Origin of the sequence: Huaxiibacter chinensis (genome assembly GCF_022171985.1) — a bacterium.
In the GTDB taxonomy this organism is placed as follows: Bacteria; Pseudomonadota; Gammaproteobacteria; order Enterobacterales; family Enterobacteriaceae; genus Enterobacter; species Enterobacter chinensis_A.
In genome coordinates, this window is record NZ_JAJVHF010000010.1 from 64,684 (window position 1) to 80,184 (window position 15,501).

11 protein-coding genes are annotated in these 15,501 nt (G+C 55.5%); 7 read left to right on the forward strand and 4 right to left on the reverse strand.

The window, feature by feature from the left end; genetic code table 11:
* Window positions 1-12: 12 nt before the first annotated feature.
* Entirely contained in the window at window positions 13-1,194 is a 1,182-nt protein-coding gene (locus tag LZP96_RS18670; protein WP_258926221.1) for an aminotransferase-like domain-containing protein, read from the reverse strand.
* Window positions 1,195-1,609: 415 nt separating this feature from the next.
* Here LZP96_RS18670 and LZP96_RS18675 point away from each other — a divergent pair, with 415 nt between their 5' ends.
* From LZP96_RS18675 to LZP96_RS18685, 3 genes are all read left to right on the forward strand, one after another.
* Entirely contained in the window at window positions 1,610-1,795 is a 186-nt protein-coding gene (locus LZP96_RS18675) for a con-10 family general stress protein (protein ID WP_064327091.1), read from the forward strand.
* An 84-nt stretch (window positions 1,796-1,879) separates the two neighbouring features.
* Window positions 1,880-2,374 carry a YciE/YciF ferroxidase family protein gene (locus tag LZP96_RS18680; protein ID WP_064327092.1) on the forward strand — a complete coding sequence of 165 codons (495 nt, stop codon included), beginning with the start codon at window positions 1,880-1,882 and terminating at the stop codon, window positions 2,372-2,374.
* Between the two features lie 35 nt (window positions 2,375-2,409).
* A complete protein-coding gene (locus tag LZP96_RS18685; RefSeq protein ID WP_064327093.1) occupies window positions 2,410-2,916 on the forward strand; it encodes a ferritin-like domain-containing protein in 507 nt (168 codons plus the stop codon).
* Between the two features lie 65 nt (window positions 2,917-2,981).
* Here LZP96_RS18685 and LZP96_RS18690 read toward each other — a convergent pair whose 3' ends face one another.
* Genes LZP96_RS18690 through LZP96_RS18700 form a run of 3 tightly spaced genes read right to left on the reverse strand, consistent with a single transcriptional unit; the run spans window position 2,982 to window position 4,490 of the window.
* Complete coding sequence (locus tag LZP96_RS18690) at window positions 2,982-3,509, reverse strand: 2-oxo-tetronate isomerase (RefSeq protein WP_064327094.1); 528 nt, start codon at window positions 3,507-3,509, stop codon at window positions 2,982-2,984.
* Window positions 3,510-3,521: 12 nt separating this feature from the next.
* Window positions 3,522-3,968, reverse strand: a complete 447-nt coding sequence (locus LZP96_RS18695; protein WP_064327095.1) for a DUF421 domain-containing protein — start codon at window positions 3,966-3,968, stop codon at window positions 3,522-3,524.
* 9 nt (window positions 3,969-3,977) lie between these two features.
* The gene (locus tag LZP96_RS18700) at window positions 3,978-4,490 is read right to left on the reverse strand and encodes a hypothetical protein (RefSeq protein WP_064327096.1); all 513 of its coding nucleotides are present in this window, start codon (window positions 4,488-4,490) and stop codon (window positions 3,978-3,980) included.
* Window positions 4,491-4,632: 142 nt separating this feature from the next.
* Here LZP96_RS18700 and LZP96_RS18705 point away from each other — a divergent pair, with 142 nt between their 5' ends.
* From LZP96_RS18705 to LZP96_RS18720, 4 genes are all read left to right on the forward strand, one after another.
* Window positions 4,633-5,025 (forward strand): YdeI family stress tolerance OB fold protein, encoded by a 393-nt coding sequence (locus LZP96_RS18705; protein ID WP_064327097.1) that lies wholly within the window; start codon window positions 4,633-4,635, stop codon window positions 5,023-5,025.
* Between the two features lie 271 nt (window positions 5,026-5,296).
* Window positions 5,297-6,928 (forward strand): ShlB/FhaC/HecB family hemolysin secretion/activation protein, encoded by a 1,632-nt coding sequence (locus tag LZP96_RS18710; RefSeq protein ID WP_087892633.1) that lies wholly within the window; start codon window positions 5,297-5,299, stop codon window positions 6,926-6,928.
* Window positions 6,928-7,476, forward strand: coding sequence for a toxin-activating lysine-acyltransferase (locus tag LZP96_RS18715; protein ID WP_064327098.1), 549 nt, complete (start codon window positions 6,928-6,930; stop codon window positions 7,474-7,476). Before LZP96_RS18710 ends, LZP96_RS18715 begins: the two co-directional genes overlap by 1 nt.
* The gene (locus tag LZP96_RS18720) at window positions 7,469-15,493 is read left to right on the forward strand and encodes a two-partner secretion domain-containing protein (RefSeq protein ID WP_064327099.1); all 8,025 of its coding nucleotides are present in this window, start codon (window positions 7,469-7,471) and stop codon (window positions 15,491-15,493) included. Before LZP96_RS18715 ends, LZP96_RS18720 begins: the two co-directional genes overlap by 8 nt.
* Window positions 15,494-15,501: the final 8 nt, after the last annotated feature.

The window sequence follows — 15,501 nt, forward strand, 5'->3', positions numbered from 1 at the left end:
GCGCAATCTGGATTACAGGGATGCTTTCAGACGTTTCACCGCCTCTTTGAGCTGATCGTCGGTGGCCGTCACGAACGACATGCGCAGCGTGGCGTAGTCCGGATCGTTGCAGTAGAAGAATTCACCGGGCACGTAAACCACGCCGTTGCTCAACGTTTTCTCCAGCCAGCGGGTGGTATTCAGGCCATTATTCATTTTCGCCCACAGGAACATCCCACCTTTCGGCTTATGGAAAGAGAGTACATCCCCTAATTCAGCTTCAAGCTCACTGGCAAAAAGCTGATATTTGTGACGATATGCATCGCGGATCATCGCTATTTGCCCCGGCAGTCGCCCGGTTTTTAAATACTCATACGTCATTAATTGCGACAGCGTGCTGGTGTGTAAATCGGTGGTCTGTTTCAGATTGACCACGGCTCTTTTTAACCACTCCGGCACAATGACCCAGCCGACACGGGTGCCCGGGGATAATATTTTTGAGAAGGTTGAGGTATAAACGATATTGTCTTGATTACCAATGGCTTTTGCGTGTGCCATTAAAGGACGAAAAACCTCGTCAGTATAATTTATTTCGCTATAAGGATCGTCTTCGATAATAACGAAATCATAACGTTTAGACAGCTCAACCAGCTTTTTACGACGCGCTTCCGATAATGTCACGCCGCCCGGATTGCCGAAGGTCGGCACGATATAGACCGCTTTCACCGGTTTATTCGCCACGCGCGCTTCAAGCTCGTCGACAATCATTCCTTCGCCGTCGGTGCCTACCGATTTAATATTCGCCTGAGCAAGGCTAAATACCTGCAACGCCGCAAGATAGGTGGGCCGTTCAACAATAACCGTATCACCGGGATTAATTAACGCACGCGCTAAAATATCCAGCGATTGTTGCGACCCGGACGTAATAACCACATCATCAGCGGCGCACTGAATGCCGCGGTCTGCGGATAATTGCTGGATCGCTTCCCGAAGCGCGGGATAACCCTCGCTTAATCCGTACTGAAATGCTTCACCAAAGTGGGTCGAGAGCACCGCGTCGGCGGCCATCTTGAGTCCCTCGTGGTCAAACAGCTCAGGATTAGGGATGCCGCCGCCCAGCGAGATAACGCCAGGCATTTTACTGTGTTTGAGGAGTTCACGGATGGCAGATGATTGCAGACCTTGCACGCTGCTGGCGAGTTTTTGAGTTGTCACGCGGTAGGTACCCTGTATTTTCTGTTTTTATGGTGTTCTCATTCTTAGTATCACATGTCTCCGGCTTTGATAACCCCTTTTGCAACTTCCCGCATTCGGGCGAGCGTAAACGGCACAAGAAGGACAAAATCGGCCCCCTTATAACGTAAAGTTATGTAAATACAGCCGCTTCGTTTAGGGATAAATAAAGGGCAAAAAGCGTCAGGTTTTTATCGTGTGCAGTTGACTAATTTCAATGGAATATATTCCGCTTAAGCGAAGCGATATATCCACGCACTTTATCGACAGAATCGATGCTGCGCCGGAAATTATTACCAAACCGTTTGCGAAATAAACGCTAACCTTAATTCCTGAACGACAACAGATACGCCTTTGTATCGAAATGAAGTCAACACAACATGATGAGGATTCATTTATGGCAGAGCAACGTGGTGGTTCCGGTAATTTCGCACAAGATCGTGAAAAAGCATCTGACGCTGGTAAAAAAGGTGGTCAGCACAGCGGTGGTAATTTCAAGAACGATCCGCAGCGTGCCTCTGAAGCAGGCAAAAAAGGTGGTCAAAACAGCCACAGCGGAAACAATAAGTCAGATAAATCTTAATTTATCCTGACAAATTGCTTCTCAATAAAATGTTATCTGCGAGTCATATGGCTCGCAGTATTTTTCTGACTTTAAGGATTACGTATGAATATGAAAACCATCGAAGATGTTTTTATTCATTTACTCTCAGATACCTATAGTGCAGAAAAACAGCTTACCCGTGCGCTGGCAAAACTGGCTCGCGAAGCCTCAAGCGAACAGCTAAGCGCCGCCTTTAAAGCGCACCTGGAAGAGACGCAGGGTCAAATAGAGCGTATTGACCAGATTGTCGAACAGGAGCAGGGCCTCAAAATCAAGCGTATGAAATGCGTGGCGATGGAAGGCCTGATTGAAGAAGCCAACGAAGTGATCGAAAGTACCCAGAAAGACGAGGTGCGCGATGCGGCCCTGATTGCGGCGGCACAAAAAGTCGAACACTACGAAATTGCCAGCTACGGCACCCTCGCGACACTGGCTCAGCAGTTAGGCTACAAAAACGCGGTGAAACTTTTAACCGCAACGCTGGAAGAAGAGAAAAGCACCGATCTGAAATTAACCGACCTGGCGGTAAGCAGCATTAACCAGAAAGCAAAAGCCTGATTCGACGAGACAGACAACATAAGAGGAATATGATGATGAATCCCGTAGAACATTACCATGACTGGCTACGCGATGCGCATGCGATGGAAAAGCAAGCCGAGTCCATGCTCGAATCGATGTCCAGCCGTATTGATAATTACCCGGATCTCCGCAGCCGTATTGAACTCCATCTGACTGAAACGAAAGGGCAGATTGCAGTGCTGGAGGAGATTCTTGACCGTAACGATATTTCGCGTTCGGTGATTAAAGACTCCATGAGCAAGATGGCAGCACTGGGGCAATCCATCGGCGGTATGTTCCCGTCCGATGAAATTGTGAAAGGCGCGATCAGCGGCTACGTCTTTGAACAGTTTGAAATCGCCTGCTACACCAGCCTGCTGGCTGCGGCCAAACGGGCCGGCGACACGGCGTCAGTTCCCGCGCTGGAGGGCATCCTTGCCGAGGAGCGCGAAATGGCAGACTGGCTGCTTCGTCATATTCCGCAAACAACGGAAGAGTTTCTCGTTCGCTCTGAAACCTCGGGCGTTGAAGCGAAAAAATAGCCCGTCACGTGACACTCTCCGCCTCAGCCCCGACGATTTCGGGGCTTTTGCTTTTTTAGAATCAATTATGCTGACTGGCTTTTTTTCCATTTTGAAAGTCTGTCCACCAGCCCTGCCAGAGCAAAGCTCACCGCTTTCGTCACCACATCCTGACAATCGCCGGTGAAGTGTTCGCGCTGCGCCTCCGCTTTGCCACGAAAATTCCAGGCAAACCACACGGTGCCCGCCGGCGTGCCGTCGTCTCCCCCATCGGGGCCGGCATAGCCGCTAATGGCAATGCTGATATCTGCACCGGCGCGCGCCAGAGCGCCTTCTGACATCTCTATCACCGTTTGCTCGCTGACGGCCGTGTATTTCTCAAGCGTTGAGGCTTTGACGCCGAGAAGCTTCTCTTTTGCGCTGTCGCTAAATACCACCAACCCGACGTCATAAAAAGCGGCCGTGTTCTCCTCGGCACAGAGCACAGTGGCAAGATTACCGCCAGTGCAGGACTCCGCGGTGGTCAGAAAGAGTGATTGCTCGATCAGCACGTTTGCGACCTGTTTCGTGAGCTCCCCTGGCGTTTTAGCTTCGTTATACGGATTTCGGCTCATGATGACCTCTTCTTAATTTTCAACGGGAATAATAGAAATATGCCCGTTACGTTCCAGAATGGCATATTTGATTTTGCTGAGTTCAGTGATGCCCTGATTTTGCCGGGCAGCGACTAAAATATCGTCACAGGAGACGTCCACTTTTTCCATTTTGTCCGCAAGCGGAATGCCGTTCTCCACCAGAATGACCGGAGAGCCATCGAGAACCGACTCCGCACCTGAGATGAATTTCTTCATATAGCCAAACAGCATATCGACCACCACCAGCGTAATGATGGTCAGCATGGCACCGGTCACGGAAAAGTCGTCACCCAGCAGGGCCTGCTGGGTCGCTTCACTGATTATTAATAATAATATCAGGTCAAAGCTGGTCATTTGTAATAATGCACGGCGTCCGGCGACCTTAAACACCACCAGCAAAATGAGGTAGATCGCTATTGCCCGTAAGACCATTTCCATATTTGCCCCTTAAGGATAAATAAATTGCCAGAAAGAGAGCGCAGGTTCGCCATTGACGCCCGCAGTAATGGTGGTTTTTCCAGGCACCGTCGGCGTAACATACATCCACACGGAAAAATCGCCTTCCGTTTTTACATTGTTATAGACCAGATAAAGGGTATTTCCCCGGCTGTACATGCTGTCCGGCTGTGGAGAAATGACGCCAGGCTGGAAATGATCGGTAAAATCCCCGCCCAGGCTGAATACATATTTATCTGCCACGTTATTTTTCACGGTGAAATGAAGCGGAAATTCCGTTTGCAGACGGCCGAAACGATCGTAATTAACGCTCAGCGCGCGGGTATGATTTAATTTCTCTGTCGAACTGAAATAACCATTAGAGAAAATACCCGCAAGCGCACCTGATAAAATGGCCAATAAAACAAAAAAGCCGATCTTTTGAAAGCCGGCTTCAAAATTTAGCGCAAAATGATCCTCTTTAACGCCGGGTAAGGGTTCATCTTTTTCTGTCAACTTTGCCATTTTCCACCTCAACCGCCTCGCTTGTCTGCATCACAGCCAGCTGATTTGTAAGAACAAAATGCTTTAGGAGTGTTCCAGTTTGTCAGAATAAGGAATAGCAACCAGGCTTAATAAGTCAAGTTGTTAACTCATGGAGGTCAGTATGAAATTACCGATTGCCGCGCTGGTGTGCAGTTTAATGATTCCCGCCGCCTGGGCCGACGATAACGGTGGACTGCAAAAAGGCGAAGCCCCTCCGCCGCCACATGCCCTGGATGACGGCTATCGTGGCACCGACGACGCAAGAATTATGACCGTTGAGCAGGCGAAAGGCATGCATGATGGTGCGACCATCTCGCTGCGCGGAAATCTGATTGATGGGTCGGGCGGGGATAAATTTACCTTCCGGGATAAAACGGGAAATATTGCGGTGATTATACCGCAGGCAGTATTTGATGGGCGTACGGTTAAACCCGATCACATGATCAGTATTAACGGTAGCCTGGACAAGAAAATGACGCCCCCGGTGGTGCGGGTCAATCACATTCAGAAATAACCATTCAAATTTAGCTTAAGTATAACGCGGATATTCTCGCTTTATCCGCGTTAACAACGCTTATATCCCCTTCTCATTGCGCACCTACCAGAATTAAGGAGTACCGAACTCGGAATTCTCTTAGCTTTAGGATTAATCCCCCTTTTATTCCCCCTCTGATATTTAAACAATCTTACACAAATTCACACTGCACTCTTTTTGCTTACACAGCACGGAACGTCTGATGATAGCCCGACACCCTTTTGCGATATTTATATCGACAGCCGCAGGCATGTCTTTGATGCTGCCTGCGCATGCCGCTGAGCCTGATAATCAATTTATTATTCAACAACAACGCCAGCGCGCCATTGAGCAACAGCTGACCCCACCGGTGCCAGACGTGCGCCTTTCTGAGCCGTCTTCCGGCTCCGGGCGCATTGATTTTCCTGCTGAAACACCCTGCTTTCCCCTTCAACGCGTTGAGTTAAGCGGCCAGGACGCCCTGCCCCATTGGCTTCCCTTGCAGCGGATTGCACAGCAGGCTGAAGGACGCTGCCTGGGTGGCAAAGGGATTAACCTGCTGATGAGCACCCTGCAAAACCGCATTGTCGATCACGGCTGGGTGACGACCCGCGTCCTGGCCCCCTCCCAGGATTTGAAAAGCGGCACGCTGAAACTCACGATTTTGCCCGGCACGCTGCGCCACGTCATGCTGACGAAAGAGAGCGACGACTATATCCAGCTTTACAGCGCTTTTCCGGCACATGAGGGCAATCTGCTGGACCTGCGGGATATTGAACAGGGGCTGGAAAATTTACAGCGGCTGCCCACGGTGGAAGCCAGCATGGAAATTGTACCCGGGGAAAAGCCTGGCGAGAGCGATGTGGTGATTACCCGTAAACAGCGCAAGATGTGGCGTCTTGGCCTGTCGCTGGATGATGCCGGTACCGAAACAACCGGCCGTTATCAGGGCGGCGTCACCTTCTCGCTGGATAATCCCTTCTCTCTGAGCGATCTGCTCTATTTTTCTGCCAGCCACGACCTGAATGACAAAAATGGCAAAGGCAGCAAAAACTACACCGCCCATTACTCCGTGCCGTTTGGCTACTGGATGCTGGGCATGACCGGCAGTGATTACGACTATCACCAGACCGTGGCAGGGCTGAACGGGGATTACCGCTACAGCGGCAAGAGCAAGAATCTCAGCATTCAGTTAAGTCGCGTACTGCACCGCAGCGGCACGCAAAAAACCGCCTTCACCTACGATGTGCTGGCGCGCGAAACACGTAACTATATCGACGACACCGAAGTAGGTGTGCAGCGACGTCAAACCGCAGCCTGGCGCGTGGGCCTGCAGCATACGCACTACATTGGTCAGGCCACGCTGGACGCGGGCGTTAGCTATCAGCGCGGTACCCGCTGGTTTGGCGCGCAACCGGCCCCGGAGGAATATACCGGCTATGCGACCGCGCTCAGCAAAATCACCCAGCTGAATGCACAACTCGATCTGCCGTTTGAGATTGGCACGCAAAACTTCCGCTACAACGTGCAGTACCTTCGCCAGATCAGCAATACCCCTTTGACCCCTCAGGATCAGTTTGCCATTGGCAACCGCTGGACCGTGCGCGGTTTTGATGGCGAGCGCACCCTGAATGCCAGCCATGGCTGGTTCGTGCGGAACGATATCGCGTGGCGTACCCCGCTGCCGAATCAGGAGCTTTACCTGGGCGCCGACTACGGCGAAGTGGGTGGCTACAGTTCCGACTATCTGATAGGCAAGCACCTGGCGGGCGGCGTGGTGGGCCTGCGCGGAAGCGCCTTCAACACCGCATACGACCTGTTCGCCGGTACGCCGTTCTCTAAACCAGACGGATTTGAGACCAGTTCTCTGACCCTGGGCTTTAACCTGAACTGGAGCTGGTAATGCGCGTGGGAAACTGGGATATCAAGGCCCCGCTGATCCTTGGCGGCGACGAGAGCGAAGCGGAAATTCTGGGGGCCACGGTCTGGCTCTGGATGCACTCCCCGCTGCATCGCGATGCACCACTTCACGCCCTGCCGACGCTGCTGCTGCCCATTATCAAATGCCAGCAGTACGTTCTGGTGTCAGAAAACAGCCGTCCGGTCTTTTTCCTGAGCTGGGCGTGGCTTAACGACGCCGCAGAAGCGCGCTTTCTGACCCGGCCGTCCATTGAGATGAAAGAGGAAGACTGGACCTGCGGCGATCGCATGTGGTTGTGCGACTGGATTGCCCCCTTCGGCCATACGGCCGCGATGAGTACGCTGATTCGCCAGGATATCTTCCCCGACCAGTGCTGGCGTGCCCTCCACCACCGGGGCGCTGAACGCGGCAAGCGTGTCGTCAATTTCCACGGCAAACACGTCAGCCGAAATGAAGCACATGCATGGCAACTGAAACACCCGCTCGCCGTCAACCTTCCGGAAGCGCTGAAAGGAACGCACCATGAATAAGAACCTGTATCGAATTGTCTTCAACAAAGCGCGCGGCATGCTGATGGTGGTCGCCGATATTGCCCGTTCAGGCCGCGCCGGTTCGTCTCGTTCTTCCGGCATCGGTCATACCCACAGCCGCCTTATTGGTAAAATCAGCGCCCTGAGCTTCAGCCTGTGGCTGGCGACCGGCGTGATACAGACCGCGCAGGCGAACATTGTCGCTGATGCCGGCGCGCCTAAAAATCAGCAGCCGACGGTGCTGAAAAGCGCCAACGGCACGCCGCAGGTCAATATTCAGACGCCGTCCGGCGCGGGAGTTTCGCGCAATAATTACACCCAGTTCGACGTGGACAATAAAGGGGTCATTCTTAATAACTCCGCTAAGAATGTGCAAACGCATCTCGGCGGGATGGTTGCGGGAAATCCGTGGCTTGCCAGAGGGGAAGCCAAAGTTATCCTGAACGAAGTGAGCTCCCGCGATCCCAGCAAGCTGAACGGCATGATCGAAGTGGGCGGGAAAAAGGCGCAGGTGGTGATCGCCAACCCGGCGGGTATTACCTGTAGCGGCTGCGGCTTTATTAACGCTAACCGCGCCACGCTCACGACCGGACAGGCGCAGATGAAAGACGGCCAGCTGACCGGCTATAAAGTCGATCGCGGCGAAGTGGTGGTAGACGGTGCCGGAATGGATACGTCCGGCGCGGACTACACCGATATCATCGCCCGTTCCGTAAAGGTCAACGCGGGCCTGTGGGCCAGGGATCTTAAGGTCACCACCGGCCAGAATACGGTCGATGCGGCGCATGAACAGATCGCCAAAGAGGGAGAAGATGCCACCACACGTCCTCAGCTTGCTGTGGATGTTTCCAGCCTTGGCGGCATGTACGCGGGTAAAATTCGCATGGTGGGCACCGAGCAAGGCGTCGGCGTGCGAAACGCCGGAGCGATCGGGGCTCAGGCGGGCAACGTCACGATTTCGGCCGACGGACGCATTGAAAACAGCGGCACGGTGCGCGCCAGTGAAAATGTCCACCTGCAGACCGCTGGCGCGATGAACCATAGCGGGGCGATCACTGCGGGTCAAAATGTGCAGGTTAGCGCCGCCACCCTGACAAGCGACAAAAACAGCGTGCTGGCGGCCGGGGTAAAAAATGATGGAAAATTCGCCGATGCAGGGGATTTGCAGCTCACGACCCGTGGGCAGTTAAACGCTCACGGCCAGACGCTGGCCGCCGGGGATCTTGATCTCAACGGCCAGGGTGTTGATCTGAGCGACAGTCAGACGCAGGGCAAAACGGTCACCCTGGAGGCCGGTGCTGGCTCTCTCTCCACCGCCAACGCACGGGTGAGCGCCACCACGCTGAACGCGCGCACCGGACAACAGCTCAATAACAACGGTGGGGCGCTGAACGCGGACGCCCTTTCCCTGCAGGCGAACACCCTGTCGAATCAGAAAGGGTCGATTATTCAGACCGGCAATACGGCGCTGACGGTGGATCTGCCGGGGGCGATTGATAATCAGCAGGGGCAAATTGCGGCGACCCACGGCGTGCAGCTAAAAGCCGATTCGCTGAATAACGATCGGGGCCAGGTCCTGGCCCTTGAGGGCAGTAACCGCCTGCAGGCGAACGCGATAACAAATAGCCAGGGGCTGATTTCATCCGCTGCGGGTGACGGGGATATCCAGAGCACTCAGGCGATCAATAATGCCAAAGGCCGTATTGAAGCAGCGAAAACGCAGCGCATCACCGCTGGCGGTATGGATAACCAGCAAGGGGTGATCCTGGCCGACGGCGCAACGCTGGCCCTGAATGACGGCGCGCTTAACAACCAGTCCGGCTCGGTGCTTTCTCATGGCACGCTGACTCTCGACAGCGCTTCGCTTAATAACCAGAAGGGTTTCCTGGCAAGCACGGGGGCGCTTACCCTCAACAGCGGCGATGTGGATAACCGCAGCGGTCAATTGGGTTCTGAGGGGGCCCTTAACGCCAGCGTCGACACGCTGTTAAACCAGGGCGGCGCGCTAAAATCTGCCGGGCCTATGACTCTGAACGGCGGCCTGCTGGATAACACCGACGGGGTGACCTTCTCCGGTAAAAGTCTGAGCATTCACGGCGACACCCTGAACAACAGCCGTGGACAACTGGTGGCTGGCGACAGCCTGGCGCTCTCACCGGTGAATCAGATCAACAACCAGGCGGGCCTGATGCAGGGCGACGGCATCGCCGTGACCACCGAACAGCTCATCAACACCTCCGGTACGCTGAACAGTCTGGGGGCGCTTCGCCTCTCAGCCGACACCGTCGACAATCAGGCGGGCACGCTCGCGGCCATAGCGGACGCCGACCTGGCGGCGCGGGACATGGATAACCGCGAGGGCGGCCGCATCATTGGCGCGTCCACCACCGCGCTGCATACCGATTCTTTGCAAAACAGCGGCGGTCAGATTCAGTCCGTCGGCGATCTGCTGCTCGACAGCGCCCAGGGCGTCGTGAATAACGTCTCCGGGCTTATCCGCGGCGGCCAGGCGGTGACGCTGAATGCCGTGGCGTTCGTGAACCAGAATACGCTCGGTGAGAACCAGGGGCTGGAAGGCCAGCGCGTCGCGATGACCACCCTTTCACTGGATAATCAGAACGGCAGTCTGCTCGCCAGTGATGCCCTTACGCTGCATAACAGCGGCACGCTGAACAATAGCGGCGGTGCGCTGGCCTCTTCGGGTCTGCTGGAGATTGACGGCGCCGGCCTGAATGTCATCAACCAGAACGGGACGCTCAAGGCCGGCGAAAAGCTGCATGTCAATGCGGACAGGCTCGACGGCAGCGGTCAGATTTTATCTCTGGGCGATATGGATCTGCACAGCGCGCAAAGCCTGATCAACAGCGGGGCCATGATCGCCAACGGTGATTTCACCCTTTCCACCCCGGCAGACATCACCAACAGCGGTAAACTGCTGGCCGGGTCCGCACTCGCCGTGCAGAGCGCTAATCTGACCAACGTGGCAAGCGGCGAAATTAACGCCGGAAGCAATACGCTGAACACCACCGGCACACTGCTGAACACCGGCCTGATTGACGGAATTCGCACCCGCATCAATGCCGGTACGCTAAACAACGTCGGCACCGGGCGCATTTACGGTGACGCGGTGGGCATTAACGCGATGACGTTTAACAACCTGGAAGAAAACGGCACCGCCGCCACGGTCGCCGGACGCGAACGGGTGGACCTGGGCGTTCAGACGCTGAACAACGTCGGGCATGGGCTGATCTCCAGCGCGGGCGATATGCTGATTGGCGGCGCGCTTGACGACAACGGCAGCGCCACCGGTCGCGCCGGGGCGATCAACAACCACAGCTCGACGATTGAATCGGCTGGCAATATGGCCATCAACGCCGCGCAAATCAACAATATCAACGATCGTTTCTCGACTGAAATTGTCACCGTTTCACAAGATCCGTTGACCGAATACCAGCATTCCGGTTCAACCAATCGCTGGAAAGCAGGCGATGAAGGCGTCTGGGTTGACGGTAACTCCTCCGATGGCCTGCGTAACCTGAGTACGCCGGAGCTGCCCGGCGGCGGACATGACGATTTTAACCAGTACAACTACACGCGTACGGTTGAAGAGACGCGCATCAAAGAGAGCGATCCGGCGAAGATCCTCGCCGGCGGTAACCTGAGCATCTCGGGTGACAGGCTGTTCAATGACAAGAGTCAGATCGTGGCGGGCGGCACGCTCTCCACAGAGGCGATGGGGACAGTACTGAACGAGGATGTACCCGGCGAACGTCACACTACCGACGTGGGCACCGTGACGCATTACTATCGAATTCGCCACAAAGGAGACGATGAACAGGGAAGGAGGACCACGGCCTACACGCCGCCTACCGCGATCCAGAGTATCGCCCTGAAGCCAGGCCAGCTGGTGAGTCACGGCAGCGTGGAGGGCAGTAATCTGAGCATCAGCCCGCGGGTCGTGCAGGGAACGGACGTCACCATCGGCCAGTCATCCGGCGTGACGGCGCCGTGGCAGCAAACCGTGGACCCCAACCAGCCGGTAACGCCGCCTGCCGGTCAACAGTTTGAAGTGACGCCAACGGACGGTGCGATTCGCATTATCGGGCCCAATACGACCCTGCCCGATAACAGCCTGTTTACGGTGAACCCGTCGGCGGACGTGCCGTATCTGGTGGAAACCGATCCCCGCTTTACCAATGAACGGCAGTGGCTCGGCAGCGACTACATGCAAAAAGCCTTCACTGAGGATGGCGATAACACCCTCAAACGTCTGGGCGATGGCTATTACGAGCAACGTCTGGTGCGTGAGCAGGTGATCGGGATTACCGGTCAGCGTTATCTTGACGGCTACAGCAACGACGAAGATCAGTTTAAATCGCTGATGGACAAAGGCATCACCTTCGGCAAGCAGTACAACCTGAAGCTCGGCGTGGCGCTCACGCCGGAACAGATGGCGCTGCTGACGGGCGATATCGTCTGGCTGGTGAATACTCGAGTGAAAATGCAGGACGGCTCAACGCAGTCGGTGCTCGTCCCGCAGGTGTACGCCAAAGTGAAAGCGGGAGACATTGATGGGTCCGGCGCACTGATCGCCGGGAATAACGTGTCGATGAAGCTCAACGGCGATCTGTTCAATACCGGCACCATCGCCGGTCGTCGGGTGTTGCAGCTGGATGCGAATAACATCACCAACCAGACGGGTATTATCCAGGGGGCAGATGTCCGCCTGAACGCGAAAAATGATATCAATAACATCGGCGGCGCCCTCGTCGGCAACGAGAGCCTGCTGGCGAACGCCGGACGCGATATCAACGTCACCAGTACGGTCACCCACGCAGAAAGCGTCAACGGGGAAAATAGCTTTAGCCGGACCACGATCGACAGCGTCTCGGGCATCTACGTTCAGGGTACCGATGGCAAACTGGCGCTGCAGTCCGGTCGTGACATCACCCTCACCGGGGCGCAGGTCATTGCCAGCGGGGAAAACGGTAAAGCGCAACTGGTGGCCGGACGGGATGTGAATCTCAACACCGTCACCACTGCACAAGGCGATAACCTGATCTGGGATGCGGACAACACGCTCAAACAAAGCCGCCAGGATCAGATGGGCAGCACCGTCAGCGGGACGGGCAGCGTCACCTTAGCCGCAGGACATGATATCCAGGCGCGCGGCGCGCAGATGAACTCCGACGGGGCGCTGACGCTGGGGGCCAATCATGATGTCAATATTGAAGGGGTACTGAACGAAAGCCAGCTCGACGAACGTCATAAGGTGGTCGGCGGCAACGGCTGGCTGTCGAAAACCACCCGCACCACGCGCGATACGGTAGACAGGCAAACCGTTCAGGGCAGTGAACTGAGTGCCGGTTCAGTGAAAATTGTCGCTGGCAATGACCTGACCGTGGCGGGCAGTAGCGTCGTGGGCACGGGCAACGTGGCGCTGAAAGCAGGAAACGATCTGACGCTCACCAGCATGGGCGGGCGCAACGACGAATCGCACCTCAAACAGGAGAAAAAGTCTGGCCTGCTCAGTTCCGGCGGCATTGGCTTTACCGTGGGGTCCCGGAATGAAACCACCGAGCGGGCCAGTCAGGCGCTCGCCGGGCAAGGCGCCCTGGTGGGCAGCCTTCAGGGAGATGCGCTGCTGATGGCCGGCAATGATTACCGCCAAACCGGCAGCACCGTCTCCTCACCTAATGGCAATGTGGGCATTCAGGGGAAAAACGTCACGATTGACGCAGCTGAAAACACCTACGCTTCACAGTATAAGCACACCGTTGAGCAGAAAGGCTTTACCCTGGCGGTGAACGTCCCGGTGGTGCAGGCTCTGCAAAGCGCGCTTAACGCCACGCAAAAGGTAGGCCAGAGCAACGACGATCGTATCAACATGCTGGCCACCGCGAACGCCGCGTGGGACAGCGCGCGCGCAGCAAGCGCCATGATGAATACGGCGCAAGGCTTGATGGCGAACGGCGCGCAGGCGGTTGCCCAGAACGTCAGCGTCTCTTTAACCTATGGTCAAAGCCGACAAACCAACAGTGAAACCACCGAGAGCACCAGCGCGCTCGCCAGCAAAGTTAACGCCGGTAAGCAGGCGGTGGTGGTCGCAACGGGCGGCGAGCGCTCAGACATCAATATCATCGGCTCTGACGTTAGCGGAAAACAAGGCACCACGCTGTTTGCCGATAACGACGTCAATATCGTTGCCGCCGAGCAGCAGCGTCACGAGCGCAGCGATAACCACTCCAGCGGCTGGAACGCGGGTGTGGCGGTGAGCTACGGCCAGGGCGGTGCTTCCTTTGGCGTGACCGCTGGCGCGAACACGGGCAAAGGATATGGCAACGGCGATGAGGTCTCCTGGCGTAACAGCCATGTCGGCGACATGGACAGCCAGACCCGCATCACCAGCGGCGGGACCACTACGCTCCGTGGCGGCCAGCTTTTAGGCCAGGGGGTTGATATCACCGCCGACAATCTGAACATCGAAAGCCTGCAGGACACCATGAAGTATAAAGGCAAGCAGATGAATGTTGGCGGACAGGTCACCGTGGGCTTTGGTTTTGCCGCGTCGGGAAATTATGGCCAGTCTAAGGTCGATGCCGACTACGCCTCCGTACAGGAGCAGTCCGGCGTATTTGCCGGTGCTGATGGCTATCATATTAACGTGAAAGACCATACTGATTTGAAGGGCGGGCTTATCACCTCCAGCGAAAGCGCGGAACAGGCGGGCAACAACCAGTTCAGCACAGGCACGCTAAGCTGGCGCGATCTGAATAACCATTCGGATTACGAAGGCAACGGGTTTGGTATTGGCGGCTCCATGAGCATGAACACCGACATGGGGCTGGGGGACAACGCCACGCCGCAGAGCAGTAAAACCGTCACCGATAACGATGGAAACACCCACCTTGCCACCGGCTACGCCTCGCTGGATAAAAACGTGACCTTTGGACTGGGCCATGACAGCGGCAGCGATAGCTCAACCACGCGCAGCGGGATCAACACCGGTAATATCACCCTCACCCGTCCTGACGCGCAGCAGCAGGCAATCGAAGGGGTGAAGACGGATATCACCACGGAAACCGCGGCCGCGCATTCGGGCCGCCTGGACAACAACTTTGATAAAGACGAGGTGTTCAAAGAGCTCAATCTTCAGGTGCAGGTGACGCGCGATTTCAAACAGAATGCCAATCGTCAGATTGATACGTTGCTGGATGACAAACAGGCGAAAGCGCGGGCGGCACTGAAGCAAGCGATCGATTCCGGGGATAAGGCCAAACGTGAAGAGGCGCTGGCGGAAGTCTATAAGTTGCAATATCAGCGTCGATTCTTGCAAACGCTGGTCGGCGTCGTCGCGGGATCGCCGGATGCCGCCGTTACGCAAGGCACGCTGGCGCTGGCTGCCACCAAACTGCGTGAAGAGACCATTAAAAACTCGCTTATTTTTGATGGTATCAAAGATTCCCAAACCTCTTACAGCAACGTCTCCGGCGACAGCAACGGCTTGTACGACGGGATTAAAGCAGGCGGAGTCAGGGTCGGACTGGATGTGATTTGCGGCGGAAATAATGAGCGTTGCTACACCGTGGATGATGCCGGAAAAGTGCTTAAACGCGACGAAAACGGCATGGTTATCTATAAAGGAACCGACATATACCCAACCATTGATGATTTCCTGAAAAAAAGCCCGGATGCTGCAAGCCTGTATGGGCCTACCGGCGGTTTCCAGGGGACCGGTGGATTACTGGTGCCGTTCGGAGAGTATAAACCGGGTACCTTCTGGGGGGATATTGGCGACACCATCGTTGAATCCTACGCGGGGACGCACGATTATATCGGCGGACAGCTGCCGGGCTTCTATGACAGTGAAGGGAATACCTCCCGCAACCGCGGACCGTTCACCGAAGCGGCAGCAAATACCTGGACCGTCGTCGCCATTCCGCTGGCCACACCGTTTGCAATGAGCGAAATGGTATCGCCTGAATTACTCGACTTTATCTTTACTACGTCCAAATAAGGCAAAAA